Here is a 17,730-nt window from a genome sequence, read left to right as displayed (position 1 = left end):
CCCCCCCCCCCCCCCCCCCCCCCCCCCCCCCCCCCCCCCCCCCGCTCGCAGGCATGAGCCGCGAGCCGTCGCCGTTGCCGCAGACCCTGCCGGACGCCTTCGCGGTGCGCGCCGCCCGGGATGCCGGGGTCACGGTGCGGCGCCTGCGCGCACGGGATCTGGACGCTCCGTTCCGCGGCGTGCGGATGCGCCGCTCCGCGGAGGATCGCGACGCCGACGATGCGTCGCCGACGGCGCACGAGAGCAGCCGGATGCGGCGGAAGATCCTGCGTACGCGCGCATCCGCGACGCCCTGCGTCGCGGAGCGGGTTCGTCCGTCCCGAGTGGTCGTGTCGCGGCATCCGAAGCGACGTGAGGGGACGGATGAAGGCTCAGGCGGGGACCGCGAGACGCGTCGCCAGCGCGAGGGCGCGCTCCAGCGGGCCGCGGCCGAGCAGCAGCGCCCACGCGGTGCAGAACACGACGGTGACGACGACGAACGGCCAGAACGGCTGGAGGGCGCGGAAACCCGAGAGGTCGCCGACATCGCCGAGCGCGAAGGATGCCCACGCCGCCCAGACGAGGATCTGCCCCACGTATGCCGTCAGGGGCATCGAGCCGACCGCACGGATCGGCAGCAGAACGGACGACGCGACCGGCAGACGGCAGACGAGCAGGCAGAGCCCGATCACGGCGAGCGCGAAGCCGCCCGACCCGACGGCTTCGAGGAGCCCTCCGGAGTGCGCCGCGTCGGAGAGCACGAGCCCGAGGTACGAATCGGGCGGGAACGACGTCACGGCGGATGCCGCGCCCGCCGCGACCGCGCAGCCGACCCCGACCGCGACGAGGGCCACGACCGTGCGGGTCGCGCGCAGGTCGGACCGCGCCGCCGCGATGCCCGCGATCATGAACGCGGCCCAGAGCGGGAACGGGTAGTGCCAGCCGAGCAGCAGCACGAGATCGCCGCCGACCGGGCCGGCCGCGGCCAGCGCGCCGTCGAGTACCGGCAGCAGCCACGGCGCGACCAGCGCGATGGCGGCCGCGATCGTCCACAGCGTCCGCGCCGACAGACCCACCAGCGGCAGCGCCAGCAGGAACAGGATGCCGTAGGCCTGCAGGATCACGTAGACGGGGACCCCGGTCGCGTTCAGGAGCATGCCGATGGCCCAGATGATCGCGGCGCGCACCGCGAGGCGGCGCCGTGCCACCGAGAGCACCGCACCGGATGCCGGACGCGTGCCGGCCGTGCCCGGGGTCGCCGTCATCAAGGCGATCGAGATGCCCGCGACGGTCGCGAACAGGATCGACGAGCGCCCGTTGACGACATCGACCCACGTCGACGGCTGCCAGGGGTCGAACGCGTCGATGACCAGCAGATGGGCGGCGAACATGCCGAGCACCGCCAGGCCGCGCGCGAGATCGACTCCCGCCAGGCGCCCGGACCCGCCCAGGCGGCGGTCCCGGTGCGCGGGGGCGGTCGTCATCGTCTCGGGTCTTCGCCGCGCGCCCCGGTCACTGCTGACGCAGCAGCCAGACCAGCAGCGCCTTCTGGGCGTGCAGGCGGTTCTCGGCCTCGTCCCAGACGACGCTCTGTGGGCCGTCGATCACGTCGGCATCCACCTCGTAGCCGCGATCGGCGGGCAGGCAGTGGATGAAGATCGCCGCGGGATCGGCCAGCGACATCGTGTGCTGCGTCACCTTGTAGCCGCCGAGGTCGTGGACGCGCTGGATCTTCTCCTCCTCCTTGCCCATCGACACCCACGTGTCGGTGACGACGACGTCCGCTCCCGCGGCCGCGGCCTCGGGGTCGGTGAAGAGGGTGACCGAGCCGCCGGTGGTCGCCGCGATGCGCTCGGCGTCGGCGACGACATCGGCACGCGGGGCGTAGGCGGCGGGCGAGGCGACGCGCACGTGCATCCCCGCCGTCACGCCCGCCAGCACGTAGGAGTGGCCCATGTTGGAGGTGCCGTCGCCGAAGAACGTGAGCGTCAGCCCCTTCAGCTCGCCCTTGTGCTCGCGGATCGTCAGCAGGTCGGCGAGCAGCTGACAGGGGTGGAAGTCGTCGCTGAGCGCGTTGATGACCGGCACGGTGGTGCCGCGCGCCATCTCCTCGAGCCCCGCCTGCGCGTAGGTGCGCCAGACGATCGCGGCGACCTGCCGCTCCAGCACACGAGCGGTGTCGGAGGGTGTCTCCTTGCCGCCGAGCTGGCTGTTCGCCGTCGAGATCACCAGCGGCGAGCCGCCGAGCTCGGCGATGCCGACCGCGAACGAGACGCGCGTGCGGGTGGAGCTCTTGTCGAAGATGACCGCGACGGTCTGCGGCCCCTCGAGGGGCTTCAGCTTCCAGCGGTCCTTCTTGAGCGAGACCGCGAGGTCGAGGATCTCGGCCTGCTCGGCCGGGCTGAGGTCGTCGTCGCGGAGCAGATGGCGGGTCATGCGGAGGCCTCCGGGGTCGAGGTGGGGGTTTCGGTGTCGTCGAGCACGAGAGCGTCGGCGACGGTGCTGAGGGCGCGCGCGAAGAGGTCGACGAACTCGTCGATCTCCACGTCGCCGATGGTGAGAGCCGGCGCGATGCGCACGGTGCTGTCGTTGGCGGCGTTGACGATGAGCCCGTGCTGCTGGGCGGCCGCGACGACGGCGCCGGCGACGGGGTGGCGCAAGGCCACGCCCAGCAGTAGTCCGCGTCCGCGGCATCCGTCGATCAGCGGCGAGGCGAGGGACTCGATCGCCGCGCGCAGCTGCACGCCGCGGACGGCCGCGTTCTCGACCAGGCCCGCACGCTCGATCTCGCCGAGCACGGCGAGCGACGTCGCGGTCGCGAGCGGATTGCCCCCGAAGGTCGAGCCGTGCGTGCCCGGGTAGAAGAGGTCGCTCGCCGCGCCGAACGTGATGAGCGCACCGATCGGGAAGCCGCCGCCGATGCCCTTGGCGACGGTGATGGCGTCGGGGACGATCCCCTCGTGCTGGAACGCGAACCAGGCTCCGGTGCGTCCGGCACCGGTCTGGATCTCGTCGATGATCAGCAGCGCACCGTGTCGCGCCGTGATCTCCCGCGCCGCCGCGAGGTAGCCCTCCGGCAGCGGGACGACCCCGGCCTCGCCCTTGATGGGCTCGACGAACAGCGCAGCGACGTCGTCGCCCATCGCGGCCTCGAGGGCCTCCACCGTGGAGTCGAGGAACTCGACGCCGGGGACCATCGGCAGGAACGGCGCCTGCATGTAGGGCTTGCCGGTGAGGGCGAGGGTGCCCATCGTGCGGCCGTGGAAGGCGTCCTTCAGCGCGAGGATGCGGGGGCGCGGCGCGCGCGCACCGTCCGCCGCCCCGCCCGCCGCTCCGTGGAGGCGCGCGAGCTTGAAGGCCGCCTCGTTCGCCTCGGCTCCCGAGTTGGCGAAGTAGACGCGTCCGGCGGCGCCCGCGCCGGTGAGGCGCTTGAGCTCGGCGGCGAGCGCCAGCTGCGGCGGCGTCGCGAAGAAATTCGACACGTGCGAGAGGGTCGCGGCCTGGCGCGCGACGGCATCCACGAAGACGGGGTGGGCGTGACCGAGCGAGGTCACGGCGATGCCGCCGAGGAAGTCGAGGTAGCGGCGGCCGTCGGCGTCCCACAGCGACGAGCCCTCACCGCGGACGAAGAGGGCCATCCGGTCGCCGGCGTTGCGGACGAGATCGCGCCCGGCGTCCTCCTGCCACATCGTCGCTGCCGTCGTCTGCTCCTGCACGCCGCTCACTGCGCCACCACCTCTGTTCCGATTCCCTGTTCCGTGAAGATCTCCACCAGCACCGAATGGGGCTGGCGTCCGTCGATGATCGCTGCCGTGTCGACGCCGCCGTCGACCGCGTCGAGGCACGCCTGCATCTTCGGGATCATCCCCGACTCCAGGCGCGGCAGCATCGCGCGCAGCTCGTCGGCCGTCAGATGCGAGACGAGCGAGTCGCGATTCGGCCAGTCGGCGTAGAGTCCCGCGACGTCGGTCAGCACGACCAGTTTCGCGGCGCCGAGCGCGACGGCGAGGGCGGCGGCCGCGGCATCCGCGTTGACGTTGAGCGATTGCCCGGGGTGGTCGAGATCCGGCGCGATCGAGGACACCACGGGGATGCGGCCGGCGGCGAGCTGGTCGAGCACCGGCTGCGGGTCGACGCGTACGACGTCGCCGACCGCACCGAGGTCGTGCTCGGTGCCGTCGATCACGACACCGCGGCGGCGGCCGTGGAACAGCCCGGCGTCCTCGCCCGAGAGCCCCGCCGCGAACGGACCGTAGGCGTTGATGCGCGCCACCAGCTGGGGGTTCACCTGCCCGGTGAGCACCATCCGCACGACGCTCATCGCCTCGGTGGAGGTGACCCGGTACCCGCCCTTGAACTCGCTCGGGATCGCGAGGCGGTCGAGCATCTGCGAGATCTGCGGACCGCCGCCGTGCACGACGACGGGCTTCACGCCCACGAAGCGGAGGTAGGCGATGTCCTGCGCGAACGCGTCCTGCAGCTCCTCGGAGACCATGGCGTTGCCGCCGTACTTGATGACGATGATCTGGTCGCGGAAGCGCTGCAGCCAGGGCAGCGACTCGATGAGGACGGCGGCCTTCTCGGCGGCCTCCTCGGGCGTCGTGTGCTGGATCTTCTCGGTCATGAGCTGTACGCGCTGTTCTCGTGGACGTAGTCGTGCGTCAGGTCGTTGGTGAAGATGGTCGCCGCGGCATCCCCCGCTTTGAGGTCGATGAGCACGTCCGTCGCGCGCGGGGTGAGGTCGACCTCCTCACGCGGGCGGTCGGGGGCACCCGCGCTGCACAGCCGCACGCCGTTGAAGCTCACGTCGACCAGGTAGGGGTCGAAGGCCGCCTGCGTCGTGCCGATCGCGGCGAGGACCCGGCCCCAGTTGGGGTCGTTTCCGAAGATCGCGGCCTTGAAGAGGTTGTTGCGGGCGACCGAGCGGCCGACCTCGACGGCGTCGTCCTCGGATGCCGCGCCCACGACCCGGATCGTGATGTCGTGGCTCGCGCCCTCGGCGTCCGCCTGCAGCTGGACCGCGAGGCTCGTGCAGACCTCGATGAGCGCCGCGCGGAAGGCGGCGGCATCGGGCGTCACGCCGCTGGCGCCGCTGGCCAGCAGGGTGACCTGGTCGTTGGTGGACATGCAGCCGTCCGAGTCGAGCCGGTCGAAGCTCACGCGCGTCGCCGCACGCAGGTGCGCGTCGGCGTCGCCGGCGGCGAGCACCGCATCGGTCGTGAGGACGACGAGCATCGTCGCCAGGCCCGGGGCGAGCATGCCCGCGCCCTTCGCCATCGCGCCGATGGTCCACCCCTCCCCCTCGAACACGCTGGTCTTGGGCACGGTGTCGGTGGTCATGATCGCGCGCGCCGCGTCGTCGCCGCCGTCGCCCGACAGCGCCGCGATCGCCGCCTCGGTGCCGGCGAGCACCTTCGCGCGGAAGACCTCGTCGCCGGTGCCGATCAGCCCGGTGGAGCAGACGAGCACATCGCCGGGGCTCACGTCCAGCAGCTCCGCGGCCTTCTCGGCCGTCTGGTGCGTCGTCTGGAAGCCGAACGCGCCGGTGAAGCAGTTGGCGCCGCCGGAGTTCAGTACGACGGCCTCGACCGTCGCGTCCTGGATGGCCTGCTGCGACCACAGGATCGGGTTCGCCTTGGCGCGGTTGCTCGTGAACACGGCGGCACCGACCTTGAGCGGGCCGCGGTTGACGACGACGGCGACGTCGGGCTTGCCGGTCGATTTGAGGCCGGCGACGACGCCGGCGGCGGCGAATCCTGCGGGGGCGGTGACGCTCACGGTGCCACTCCGTTCACGGTCAGGCCCGTGGCCTCGGGAAGGCCGAGGGCGATGTTCATCGACTGGATGGCGGCACCCGCGGTGCCCTTGACGAGGTTGTCGACCGCCGTCACGACGACGACGCGGCCGGCGGGGCGGTCGATCGCGAGTCCGACGAGCGCCGTGTTGGCGCCGAGGACGTCCGCCGTCCGGGGGAACTGTCCCTCGGGAAGGAGCTGCACGAACGTCTCCGACCCGTAGGCGTCCTCCCACGCGGCGCGGATCTCGGCATCCGTCGCCCCGTCGACGATCGGCGCCGTGGAGGTCGCCAGGATGCCGCGGGCCATCGGCACCAGCACCGGGGTGAACGAGATGCGCACGTCGGCGGCGGGCGCCGCAGCGGTGAGCGCCTGCTGGATCTCCGGGATGTGGCGGTGCGTGCCGCCGACGGCATACGGGTTGGCGGAGCCGAGGATCTCGGACGCGAGCAGGGTGGTCTTCAGGCTCTTGCCGGCCCCGGACGGGCCGACGGCGAGGACGCTGACGATGTCCGACGGGTCGATGACGCCCGCGGCGACACCGGGGGCGAGGCTGAGGGCGACGGTCGAGGCGTTGCAGCCGGGGGCCGCGATGCGCGAGGCGCCGACGAGAGCGTCGCGCTGCTTGGCGCCGCCGGCCCCGACGAGGAGCTCGGGCACGCCGTAGGTCCACGGCTCGTGGAAGGCGCCGCCGTAGAACGCGTCCCAGGCCGCCGGGGAGGTCAACCGGTGGTCGGCGCCGGCATCGATCACGAGGGGCGTGTCGGCGAGCGCGTCGGTGTACTGGCCGGACTGGCCGTGCGGGAGCGCGAGGAAGACGACGTCATGGCCGGCGAGCACGTCGGGCGTGGTCGGCTGGAGCGTCAGGTGTGCGAGGGAGCGCAGGTGCGGCTGGTGCTGGACGAGCGCGTCGCCCGCGTTGCTGTGCGCGGTGACGGTCGTGATGCGGATGTCGGGATGAGCGGCGAGCAGGCGCAGGATCTCGCCGCCCGCATAGCCGGAAGCGCCGGAGACGGCGACCGAAAGGGTCATTGTTCAACCTTATTGTGACTGTGGTCTGCAGACGGTGGGCTCGAAACGGCGACACCGGCGGCTCGACCCGTCACGGCGACAGGGAGCTCGCGGGGTCGCCTAGAGTCGGCGGCCGGCCTGGCGTCGGCGCGCGCGTCGCACCGTGGTGACGGTGAGAGGAGCGGCCGGATGCATGCGGCGACCGTATCGCGCGGACGGGGTGCGTCGCAAATCGGCCTCAGCCGCCCGCCCGGGCGGCGAGCAGCGCGCGCTCGTCGGCGCGGGTGAGGCCGGCCCGGCGCGGGCGATCGAGTCCGCGGGCGCGCTCGTCGGCGAGCACACGCTCCAGCGTCGCGCCGAGCGGCGTGAGCCGCCCGCCGAGCAGACGGAAGACCGCGTTCGATCGCGTCGCGAACCCGGGCATGCCCTCCGGCAGCCAGAGCGGCAGCGAGCGCTCCCCCGCCCAGTGGGCCACCCCCTGGGCGACCAGCCAGTCGGGGGATGCCGCGACCACCTCCCCCGTGTGTCCCGCCGTCGCGCGGGCGGCCGCCAGCACCGTGTCCAGCGGCAGGGCGTCGCCGACGGCGTTGACGGCGCCCGTGAACCGCGCACCGCCCAGGGCGACGACGAAGCTCGCGAGGTCGTCGACGTCGATCACCTGCACCGGCGCCGCCGGCACGTCGGGCACGAGCACCGGCTCGGCTCCCGCGGCCGCGAATCGCGCGACCCAGTAGCCGAAGCGGTCGGTCGGATCGCCCGGTCCGACGATGAGCCCGGGTCGTACCACGGCGGCACGGTGACCGCACGCGGCGCGGACCGCGGCCTCGGCGGCCGACTTCTCCCGCCGGTAGTCGCCTTCCTCGCCCGGTCCGGCGGGCGGCGCGAGCGGCGCGGTCTCGTCGGCGCCCACCACGTCGTCGTCCGCGTACGCCGACACGCTCGACACGTAGGTCCAGTGCCGGGCGCGACCGCCCAGGGCGTCGACGGCCGCGCGCACGTGGGCGGCCGTGGAGGAGATGTCGACGACCTCATCCCACTCGCGGTCCGCGAGGCTCTCGTAAGCGGAGGCGGAGTCGCGGTCGCCGACGACCAGCCGCGTGCCGTCCGGCACGGGGCGGCCTCCGCGCGCGAGACAGGTCACGGCGGCGCCGGCATCCCGCCACCGCCGAGCGATCCGGCCCGACAGCCACCCGGTGCCGCCGAGGACGAGGATCTCGGTCATGTCGTCGGGAACGCCTTGATGCGCTGCAGCAGATCCGGTCCGCTGCGATCGAGCGCGCGGCCGCCGAGCCACACGCCCAGCGCCGCCGCTCCCCCACCGACGCCGATGCCGACGGCGAGCGCCACCCAGCCCCACAGCGGTGCACCCGTGACGAGGCCCGCGATGGCGAACGCGATCGCCGGGGCACCGAGCACGAGGCACACCCCCATCACGACGAAGACGAGCAGGCCCGTGAGGAAGGTCTGCCCCGGCACGCTCTTGAAGGGGCTGTCTCCGGGCGCGGCGACGGGGCTGACGATCAGCGCCGACGAGACCGCGCTGACGCCGTACCCGCCGAGGAGCAGCCCGAGCGCGGCGCCGAGGATCGCAGGGAGCTCCGCCGAGCGACCGCCGACCGCGGTGGTGACGACCGCGACGAGGACCACGAGCGGGATGCCGATGCTCGCCGCACCGAGCGCTCGGCCGAGCCGGTCGTCGCGGCCGCGGATGCCGGTCGCGAGCACCGAGGCGAACGCGGTGCCGTCGTAGGACACGTCGGTGTAGCCGGCGAGGCAGAGCACGAAGGCGACGAGGATCGCCGACGACGAGAACATGAAGCCGTCGATGCCGCCGGTGAAGGCGAACAGCAGCGGGAACAGCGGCACCACCAGCAGCTGCCGCAGGTAGCGGGGATCGCGCAGCCACGCCGTGAGGGAGCGGGCCCAGGTCGCGCCGACGCCACCGGTCGGCATCCGACCGAACAGGCCCAGAGCACCGGAGCGGGCGACCTTGGCGGCGCGCTGTCGCGGCGCCGTCGTCGCGCCGTGCAGCGCACGCGCCCAGAGCATCCAGAGCACTCCGAGCGTCGCGAGGGCGATCAGCAGCTTCAGCGCCGCGCTCCCCCACGCACCGGCCGCCACGTCGCCGGGGACCGCCCAGGTGGCCCCGATCGGGGTCCACGAGAGCACGCCGGCGATCTGCCGCACCTGCTCGCCGAGGTCGCGCGCCGAGCCCAGCAGCGCCAGCGTCCCCGTGATGATCGGCCCGGACATGATCAGCAGCACCAGCACGACGGTGCCGACGAGCTCGCGGCCGCGCCGGTTGCCGCCGAGCCCGGTCGACAGCGCGGAGACGAGGCGCGAGGCCACGACGCACGTCAGCACGGCGAGCGCGAGGCACGGCACCGCGACGAGGGCCGCGACGGGCCAGCGTACCCAGAGCGCGACCGTCGCGAGCGCGGCGATGGAGGTCGCGATGCCCGGGATGCCGGTGAGCCCCGTGGCCGTGAGGGCGAGCATGACCTGGCGGGTGGTGAGCGGGAAGGGGGCGAGCTTGTCGGCATCCACCGTCGTGTCCATGCCGGTGACCAGCACCGGGCCGAGCACCCAACCCAACAGCAGCGCGGAGCCGCCGGCCACGGCCACCGCGCGGGCGACGTCGAGGCTCTGGAAGACCGCGATCGCGACGAGGCCCGTGATCACCGACCCCAGGATGCCGAGCGCCCAGAGGATGCCGAAGCAGAAGCCGACGAGCTGCCACGGCCGGCGGGCGAGCGTGTTGCCGAGGATGCGGTAGCGCAGCCTCAGGACTGTCGCAACCACTGCGGGCCCTCCGAGGTGTGGCGGCCGCCGACCAGCGACAGGAAGCGGTCCTGCAGGCTCTCGCCCGCGCGCACCTCGTCGACCGTGCCGGCGGCGAGGACGCGGCCGGTCGCGATGATCGCGACGTGGTCGCACATGCGCTGCACGAGGTCCATCGAGTGGCTCGAGACGATGATCGTGCCGCCCGAGGACGTGTACGAGCGAAGGACGTCCTCGATGTTGGCGGCCGACACCGGGTCGACCGACTCGAACGGCTCGTCCAGCACGAGCAGGCGCGGGGCGTGCACGAGCGCGCAGGCCAGCGCCACCTTCTTGGTCATGCCGGCCGAGTAGTCGGCGACGATCGTGCCGGCGGCCTCACCGAGATCCATGAGCGCGATCAGGTCGGACACGCGCCCGGCGATCTGCTCCCGGGGCACCGAGAACATCATCGCGGTGTACGTGAGCAGCTGCTCCCCCGTCAGGCGGTCGAACAGACGCACGCCGTCGGCGAGGTTTCCGATCATCGCCTTGGCGCGCACCGGATCGGCCCACACATCGACGCCGTGCACCCACGCCGTCCCGGCATCGGGGCGCAGCAGTCCCGTCGCCATCGACAGGGTCGTCGTCTTCCCGGCGCCGTTCGGACCGACGAGTCCGTAGAACGAGCCCGGTGGGACGAGGAGGTCGACACCGGCGACCGCGGTCTTGTCGCCGAAGCGCTTGACGAGGCCCGCGAGTTGCAAGGCGGGGACCAGCTGGGTGTCAGTCATCCCCACCGAGCCTAGCCCGACCGGCGCGCGCGGTCACAGCCCCGTCGCCGACGCCGCGGCATCCGCCGGTGTCGGAGCGCGCCGGCACGATGGCCGCATCGCCGAAGCCCGAACTGCACGGGCCCCGACGCGACACGCGGGACGCTCGACGCTCGACTCCGGCGTGTCGCGCAAGAGGGCTTGCAGATCCGTCACGAGGGCCACGCGACGGCCCCGAGCGGGCGCTACTCCCGGATCGCCGCCGCGTAGCGCTGGGTCGCGACGGCGACGCCGGCGAGCTTGGCCTCCGTGGCCTCGGCCGCGGTGAGCGTGCGATCGGGCGCCCGGAACCGCAGCGCGAACGTCAGGCTCTTCGTGCCGTCGGCGAGTCCCGTTCCGCGATAGTCGTCGACGAGACGCACGGTCTCCAGCAGCGGGCCCGCGCCATCGACGAGCGCCGCCTCGACGTCGCCGGCGACGACGTCCGCGCCCACGACGAGCGAGACGTCCTGCGTCGCGGCCGGGTAGCCCGACAGCGACGGCGCGACCGCGGGAGCGCCCGCGAGGGCGAGGATGCGATCGAGATCGAGCTCGGCGACGTAGACCCGCCCGTGGAGGTCGGCGTCGGCGGCGACCTGCGGCAGCACCTCGCCGACGTAGCCGACCTCGACGCCGTCGACGGAGAGGATCCCGGTGCGTCCCGGGTGCAGCGCGGCGCGCCGGCCCTGGGCCACGTCGATGCGCACGCCCGCGGCGGCGGCGATCGTCTGCACCGCGAAGAGCGCGTCCGACAGCTCCGCCGCGACGGCCGGCTGACCCGGCTGCTTGGCGACGATGTCGCCGCCGAGGAGGACGGCCGCGTGGCGCGGCTGCGGCGGCAGCGAGGCGTTGAGGGCCGCGAGGGTCTCGTCATCGGGACGCACGGCGAGCGGCGGCACGGTCACCGTGCCGTAGACGACGCCGTCTTCGGGGGTGAAGACGAGTCCCGTCTCGAACAGGGCCAGGTCGGTGAACCCGCGGGCCTGGTTGCGGTGCGCCACGGCCAGCAGCCCGGGGATGAGCGAGCGGCGTAGATACGGCGCCTGTCCGTCCAGCGGGTTCGCGAGCCGCACCGAGGCCACAGGCTCGCCGGAGGCCGAGCCGTGCAGCGCGTTCGCCTCGGCGGTCGAGAACGGGAACGACGGCGTCTCGACGTAGCCGGCGGCCGCCAGGGCGTTGGCGACCCGACGACGCCCCTTCTGCAGCGCGGTCAGGCCGCGACCCGACGGGGGCGTCGGCAGGATCGACGGGATGCGGTCGAGCCCGTGGATGCGCGCGACCTCCTCGGCCAGCGTCCACTTGTCGGTGAGGTCGGGGCGCCACGTCGGCGGGATGACGATCCATCCGCCGCCGGGGATGTCGGCGGGCACGGCCTCGTCGAACACGACCCCGTCGACGAACGCCTCATCGACATCCGTCACCTCGCAGCCGATCATCTCGAGGGCGTCCGTGATCTCGGCATCCGTGTAGTCGACGCCGATGAGGGTCGGCACGAACGCGCGCGGCAGGTCGATGCCCTCCACGAACACCTCGCCGAACAGCGCGCCGCCCAGCTCGGTGTCGAGAGTTCCGCCGGCGAGGTCGACCATGAGGTCGGCGACGCGGCGGGCGGCGACGAAAGGCAGCAGCGGGTCGACGCCGCGCTCGAAACGGCGCGAGGCCTCGGACGGCAGCTTGTGGCGACGGGCCGTGCGCGCGATCGTGATCGGGTCGAAGGTCGCCGCTTCGATGAGCACGTTGCGCGTGGCATCCGTCATCTCGGTCGTCCCGCCGCCCATCACGCCGGCGAGGCCGATCGGGCCCGACTCGTCGGTGATGAGGAGGTCCTCGGCGCTGAGCGTCCGCTCCTTGCCGTCGAGGGTCGTGAGCTTCTCCCCCTCGCCGGCGCGCCGGACGGTGATGCCGCCCTGCAGCCGGTCGAGGTCGTACCCGTGGATCGGGTTGCCGAGCTCGAGCATGACGTAGTTGGTGATATCGATCAGGATGCCGAGGGAGCGGATGCCCGCGAGGGTCAGCCGCGCCACCATCCAGGGCGGCGTGGGGCGGGTCGGATCGACCCCGCGCACGACGCGGGCGACGAACTCGCTCGCTCCGACGCGGCCCCGCAGCGGTGCCCGGTCGTCGACGACGATCGGGAATCCGCTGCCGGGCGCGACGTCCGCCCACTCGTGGTCGGCGGGGTCGCGGAAGGCGGCTCCGGTGGCGTGCGAGTACTCGCGCGCGATCCCGCGCAGCGACAGGGCGTAGCCGCGGTCGGGCGTGACGTTCACGTCGACCGCGACGTCGTCGAGGCCCAGCAGGGCGATCGCGTCGGCGCCCACCTCCGGGTCCAGTCCGAGCTCGACCAGACGCAGGATGCCGTTGTGCTCCTCACCGAGGCCGAGCTCGCGCGCCGAGGCGATCATGCCGTCGGAGACGTGGCCGTAGGTCTTGCGCGCCGAGATCGGGAACGGGCCGGGCAGGACGGCGCCGGGCAGCGACACGACGACCTTGTCGCCGGCGACGAAGTTGGAGGCGCCGCAGACGATGCCGCGGACGCCGCCGTTGGCCGCGCCCACGTCGACCTGGCACCACCGGATGGTCTTGCCGTTGGACTGGGGCTCCGCCTCGAAGGAGAGCACCTGGCCGACCACGACCGGACCGGTGATCTCGAAGCCGATCGCCTCTTCCTCCTCGAAGCCCACCGACACGAGCGCCGCGAAGACGTCGTCGGTCGTGGCGTCCTCGGGAAGCTCGACGTACTCACGCAGCCACGACAGAGGGACGCGCATCAGACCACCATTCCGAACTGCTCGCTGAAGCGGACATCGCCCTCGGCCATGTCCCGCATGTCCTGCACGTCGGAGCGGAACATGAGCGTGCGCTCGATGCCCATTCCGAAGGCGAACCCGGAGTAGACCTCCGGGTCGATTCCGGCCGCGCGCAGCACGTTCGGGTTGACCATGCCGCAGCCGCCCCACTCGATCCATCGCGCGCCGCCCTTGAAGGTCGGGTGCCACAGGTCGAGCTCGGCCGACGGCTCGGTGAAGGGGAAGAAGTTGGTGCGGAAACGCGTCTTCGCCTCGGCGCCGAACAGGACCTTCGCGGCGTGGTCGAGGGTGCCCTTGAGGTTCGCCATCGTGATGCCCTTGTCGACCACGAGTCCCTCGAACTGGTGAAAGGCAGGCAGGTGCGTGGCGTCGAACTCGTCGGTCCGGTACACCCGTCCGGGCGACAGCACGTAGATCGGCAGCTCACGCTCGAGCATCGAGCGCATCTGGACGGGACTGGTCTGCGTGCGCAGCACCAAGTGGCGCTCGACGGGATCGACGAAGAATGTGTCCTGCATCTGGCGCGCCGGGTGGTCGATGTCGAAGTTGAGCGCATCGAAGTTGTACCACTCGTGCTCAAGCTCGGGTCCTTCGGCGATCTCCCATCCCATGCCGACGAAGAGGTCGGCGATCTCCTCCTGCAGGAGGGAGATCGGATGCCGGGCGCCGACGCGCCCCCGCGGCGCGATCGCCGTGATGTCGACCCGCTCGGCCTCGAGCTTCGCCGCGTTCTCCGCGGCCGCGAGCTCCTCCTCCCGGGCGACGAGCGCCTGCGTGACGCGCCCGCGCGCCTGGCCGACGAGCTTGCCGAGCGCGGCCTTCTGGTCGTTCGGCACGTGACGCAGCTGGGCGTTCAGCTGCGCGAGGGGCGACCCCTCGCCGGCGTGGGCCGCGCGCGCCGCCTTGAGCTCGGCCGTTGAACCGGCCGCGGCGATCGCCGTCAGGGCGTCGGCGACGGCGGCATCCACGTTCTCGGCGGTGATCGCGGGAGTGATCTCGGGTGCGTCAGACACAAGAGAGGAGTCTACCGGCGGCGGCGCGCGCTGCCGGGACCGCGCCGGCGACCGCCCCGCGGATCACATCTGCGACGTGTTCCCCGGATCGAGCTTGCCCGCCCGCGCCTGCAGGGCGATGAGCTCGGTGTCGGTGCCGCCGGTTCCCATCGGATGATGGGGCGCGCCCCCCTCGGCCGCCTGCTGCTGCTGACGCCGCTGGGACCGCTGTTCGATGCGGTACGCCACATAGCTGAGGGCCAGGCACATCGCCACGTAGATCGAGCCGCCGACGATCGCGGTCTGGATGAGAGGCGAGCTGTACACCGCGTTCGAGCCCAACAGCTTGATGACGTAGAGCAGCTCGGGGTAGGTGATGATGAAGCCGAGCGCCGTGTCCTTCAGGGTGACGACGAGCTGGGCGACGATGACCGGCATCATGGCGCGGATCGCCTGCGGAAGCAGGATCAGGCGGAGCACTCCGGCCTTGCGCAGACCGATCGCGTAGCCCGCCTCGCTCTGGCCGCGCGGCAGCGACTCGACGCCGGCGCGGATCACCTCCGCCAGGACCGAGCCGTTGTAGGCGACCAGGGCGATGACGACGGCCCAGTACGGCTCCATGCGGATGCCCACCACGGGCAGACCGTAGTAGAGCAGCATCATGAAGACGAGGACGGGGACGGCGCGCAGGATCTCGGTGATCCAGCCGACGGGAACCCGGATCCACGCGTGCGCGGACAAGCGCCCGATCGCGAGGACGAAGCCGAGCACGAGCGCACCGGCCGCCGCCGCGGCGAAGGCCGCGAGCGTCGCGAGCGCGCCGTCGAGCAGCCGCTGCCAGATCGTCGCGTACGTGAAGATCTCCCACTTGTCGGCGGAGAACTGTCCGGTCGCGGCGAAGCGCCAGATCACCCACCCGGCGATCGCGAGGACGAGCAGGATCGTGGCGAGCCCCAGCACCCGGTTGCGGGCGACGGCGCGGGGACCCGGGACGTCGTAGAGGACGGAGCTCATCGTGCGACCTTCCATCGGCGTTCCATCGCTCGCTGCAGCCACGCGAGCAGCAGCACCAGGGCGACGAAGATGACCATGACCCACAGGAGGGTGACGAGCTGGTTCTCGCCCCGCTCGCTGAGGTTGCTGCGGACCGACCCCAGGTTGAGGACGGAGAAGCCGGCGGCCACGGTCGTGTTCTTCAACAGCGCGATGAGCACGCTCATCATCGGCGGGATGACCGAGCGGGTGGCCTGCGGCAGCACCACGAGCGTCATCACCTGACCGAAGGTGAGACCCAGCGCGCGGGCGGCTTCGGCCTGACCGACCGGCACGGTGTTGATCCCGGAGCGCAGCGTCTCGGCCACGTAGGTCGCCGTGTACACGCCGAGGGCGAGCGTCGCGAGCAGGATCGCGTCGATGCGCTCCCGCAGCAGGATCGGCAGGCAGAACGCGAAGAAGAACATGACCAGCGTCAGCGGGGTGTTGCGGATCCAGTTGACGTAGACGGCGCCCACCGCGCGCGCCGCCGGAATCGGCGAGACGCGCATCGCGCCGACGACGAAGCCGAGCACGAGCGCGAGGACGCCGCCGCCGAAGAACAGCACCAGCGTGCCGGTGAGGGCCTCTCCCCACAGGTCCAGGTTGTCGGTGATGACCTCCACCGCTCCGCCTTCCGTCGTTGTCGTCGTGGTCGGGTTCCGGCGGCGGGGGGCCCCCCCCCCCCCCCCCCCCCCCCCCCGCCGCCGGGGCGGATCAGTCCGCCGCGTCGACCTGCGGCTGCGTCGCCTTCACGCCGGAGGCGCCGAGGTTCTTGTCGAAGATCGCCTGCCAGGTCGATCCGCCGTCGGTGAACATCGTGTCGATGAACGTCTGGAAGGCGGTGTCGCCCTGCGCGATGCCGACGCCGTAGCGCTCCTCGCTGAAGGGCTCTCCGACGACCTTCAGCTGGTCGGGCGCCTGCGCGGCGTATCCGATGAGGATCGCCTCGTCGGTGGTGACGGCGTCGACCTGGCCGTTCTTGAGATCTTCGACGCACGCGGAGTAGGTGTCGTACTCCTTCGTCTTGGCCTGCGTCTCCTCCTTGATGCGCTGGATCGAGGTCGAGCCCGTGGCCGAGCAGACGGTGTCGTCCGCGGTCAGCGCGTCTTTACCCGTGATCTTGTCGTTGTCGGCGGCGACGAGCAGGCCCTGACCGGTGATGAAGTAGGGACCGGCGAAGGAGATCTGCTGCTTGCGCTTGTCGGTGATCGAGTAGGTGCCGACGTAGTAGTCGATGTCGCCGTTCACGAGCGCCTGCTCGCGGTTGGCGGAGGCGATCGCCTGGAACTCGATCTTGTCCTCGTCGTAGCCGAGCGACGCCGCGATCCACCGCGCGATGTCGACGTCGAAGCCGCTGCGCGTGTTCGTGACCGGGTCGAGGTAGCCGAGACCGGGCTGGTCCTCCTTGACGCCGACCTTGACGACACCGGCGCTCGTGATCTTGTCGAACGTGGGGCTGCCCTCGAGCGTCACATCCGTGGCGACCGTCCACGGGGTCTCGGCGGCGCCGCCGGCGCCCTCCGTCGCACCGGGCTCTGCACCCGGGGTGCCGCTGTTGCACGCCGTGAGGGCGAGGGCCGCGACGGCCAGACCGGCGAAAGCGCCGGCGATGCGATTCTTCTTCAGCATGTGATCCTCCTGTTTCGTATCCATCTCTCGTTGACCGCGCCGGTGCCGGGCGCGGACGTCTTCATCAGTGCGTGATCAGCTTGGAGAGGAAGTCCTTCGCGCGGTCGCTCTTCGGTGCGGTGAAGAACTCCTCGGGCCGGGCCTGCTCGACGATCTGCCCGTCGGCCATGAACACGACGCGGTCGGCGGCCTTGCGGGCGAACCCCATCTCGTGGGTGACGACGATCATCGTCATGCCGTCCTGGGCGAGGCCGACCATGACGTCGAGCACCTCATTGATCATCTCCGGGTCCAGCGCGCTGGTGGGCTCGTCGAAGAGCATCACCTTCGGCTTCATCGCCAGCGCCCGCGCGATCGCGACGCGCTGCTGCTGACCTCCGGACAGCTGAGCCGGCAGCTTCGCCGCCTGGTGGCCGACGCCGACGCGCTCGAGGAGGACCTTCGCCTCCGCCTCGGCATCCGCCTTCTTCATCCTCTTGACCTTGATCGGCCCGAGAGTGACGTTCTCGAGGATCGTCAGATGCGAGAACAGGTTGAACGACTGGAAGACCATGCCGACGTCGGCGCGGAGCGCGGCGAGGGCCTTGCCCTCCTTCGGCAGCTCGGTGCCGTCGATCGAGATCGTGCCGCTGGTGATCGTCTCCAGCCGGTTGATCGTGCGGCAGAGCGTCGATTTGCCGGAACCGGACGGCCCGATGACCACCACCACTTCGCCGCGGTTCACCGTCAGGTCGATGTTCTTCAGGGCGTGGAAGTCGCCGTAGTGCTTCTCGACCGCATCGATCACGACCAGGGGATCGCCTCGACGGACCGTGATGTTGGACGTCGCCGGAGCCGGGTGGGGAGTCGACATGCGGGCCAGCCTAGGCAGATCACCTCGACGTGGCACAACTTATGCACAGGATCT

Annotated in this window: 15 protein-coding genes; all 15 read right to left on the bottom strand. The window is 71.9% G+C overall.

The genetic code is table 11. The features are described 5' to 3' along the window. Nucleotides 1–371 precede the first annotated feature (371 nt). The 15 genes from AC1Q49_RS05345 to AC1Q49_RS05275 all read right to left on the bottom strand — a co-directional run bounded on the left by AC1Q49_RS05345 (nucleotide 372) and on the right by AC1Q49_RS05275 (nucleotide 17,676). Nucleotides 372–1,463: a DUF418 domain-containing protein gene (locus tag AC1Q49_RS05345; RefSeq protein WP_492491148.1), complete on the bottom strand. Its 1,092-nt coding sequence runs from the start codon at nucleotides 1,461–1,463 to the stop codon at nucleotides 372–374. A 28-nt stretch (nucleotides 1,464–1,491) separates the two neighbouring features. After that, on the bottom strand, nucleotides 1,492–2,415 hold the full coding sequence (gene argF / locus AC1Q49_RS05340) for an ornithine carbamoyltransferase (protein ID WP_492491147.1): 924 nt from the start codon (nucleotides 2,413–2,415) through the stop codon (nucleotides 1,492–1,494). Further along, entirely contained in the window at nucleotides 2,412–3,695 is a 1,284-nt protein-coding gene (locus tag AC1Q49_RS05335; RefSeq protein WP_263406209.1) for an acetylornithine transaminase, read from the bottom strand. The genes argF and AC1Q49_RS05335 overlap by 4 nt, the downstream gene beginning before the upstream one ends. Before the next feature lie 5 nt (nucleotides 3,696–3,700). After that, complete coding sequence (gene argB, locus AC1Q49_RS05330; protein ID WP_061782147.1) at nucleotides 3,701–4,603, bottom strand: acetylglutamate kinase; 903 nt, start codon at nucleotides 4,601–4,603, stop codon at nucleotides 3,701–3,703. Beyond that, a complete protein-coding gene (gene argJ, locus AC1Q49_RS05325) occupies nucleotides 4,600–5,757 on the bottom strand; it encodes a bifunctional glutamate N-acetyltransferase/amino-acid acetyltransferase ArgJ (protein WP_492491146.1) in 1,158 nt (385 codons plus the stop codon). Before argJ ends, argB begins: the two co-directional genes overlap by 4 nt. Beyond that, nucleotides 5,754–6,806, bottom strand: coding sequence for an N-acetyl-gamma-glutamyl-phosphate reductase (gene argC / locus AC1Q49_RS05320; RefSeq protein ID WP_492491145.1), 1,053 nt, complete (start codon nucleotides 6,804–6,806; stop codon nucleotides 5,754–5,756). Before argC ends, argJ begins: the two co-directional genes overlap by 4 nt. 217 nt (nucleotides 6,807–7,023) lie before the next feature. Beyond that, nucleotides 7,024–8,007, bottom strand: a complete 984-nt coding sequence (locus AC1Q49_RS05315; protein WP_191008762.1) for an NAD-dependent epimerase/dehydratase family protein — start codon at nucleotides 8,005–8,007, stop codon at nucleotides 7,024–7,026. After that, a complete protein-coding gene (locus AC1Q49_RS05310) occupies nucleotides 8,004–9,587 on the bottom strand; it encodes a hypothetical protein (RefSeq protein WP_492491144.1) in 1,584 nt (527 codons plus the stop codon). The genes AC1Q49_RS05315 and AC1Q49_RS05310 overlap by 4 nt, the downstream gene beginning before the upstream one ends. Then, complete coding sequence (locus AC1Q49_RS05305) at nucleotides 9,569–10,339, bottom strand: ABC transporter ATP-binding protein (protein WP_060959514.1); 771 nt, start codon at nucleotides 10,337–10,339, stop codon at nucleotides 9,569–9,571. Before AC1Q49_RS05305 ends, AC1Q49_RS05310 begins: the two co-directional genes overlap by 19 nt. Before the next feature lie 224 nt (nucleotides 10,340–10,563). Further along, entirely contained in the window at nucleotides 10,564–13,128 is a 2,565-nt protein-coding gene (gene pheT, locus AC1Q49_RS05300; protein ID WP_492491143.1) for a phenylalanine--tRNA ligase subunit beta, read from the bottom strand. Then, complete coding sequence (gene pheS / locus AC1Q49_RS05295) at nucleotides 13,128–14,180, bottom strand: phenylalanine--tRNA ligase subunit alpha (protein ID WP_492491142.1); 1,053 nt, start codon at nucleotides 14,178–14,180, stop codon at nucleotides 13,128–13,130. The genes pheT and pheS overlap by 1 nt, the downstream gene beginning before the upstream one ends. Before the next feature lie 63 nt (nucleotides 14,181–14,243). Further along, nucleotides 14,244–15,173, bottom strand: a complete 930-nt coding sequence (locus tag AC1Q49_RS05290) for an amino acid ABC transporter permease (protein WP_061782143.1) — start codon at nucleotides 15,171–15,173, stop codon at nucleotides 14,244–14,246. Next, nucleotides 15,170–15,817 (bottom strand): amino acid ABC transporter permease, encoded by a 648-nt coding sequence (locus tag AC1Q49_RS05285; protein ID WP_060959511.1) that lies wholly within the window; start codon nucleotides 15,815–15,817, stop codon nucleotides 15,170–15,172. The genes AC1Q49_RS05290 and AC1Q49_RS05285 overlap by 4 nt, the downstream gene beginning before the upstream one ends. A 91-nt stretch (nucleotides 15,818–15,908) precedes the next feature. Further along, nucleotides 15,909–16,823: a glutamate ABC transporter substrate-binding protein gene (locus AC1Q49_RS05280; protein WP_492491141.1), complete on the bottom strand. Its 915-nt coding sequence runs from the start codon at nucleotides 16,821–16,823 to the stop codon at nucleotides 15,909–15,911. A gap of 64 nt (nucleotides 16,824–16,887) precedes the next feature. After that, nucleotides 16,888–17,676 (bottom strand): amino acid ABC transporter ATP-binding protein, encoded by a 789-nt coding sequence (locus AC1Q49_RS05275; RefSeq protein ID WP_060959509.1) that lies wholly within the window; start codon nucleotides 17,674–17,676, stop codon nucleotides 16,888–16,890. Nucleotides 17,677–17,730 lie beyond the last annotated feature (54 nt).

This window comes from Microbacterium sp. MPR-TSA4 (assembly GCF_058792815.1).
Note: the sequence above shows the minus strand (reverse complement) of the source record. Positions and strands in the feature narration are given on the sequence as shown.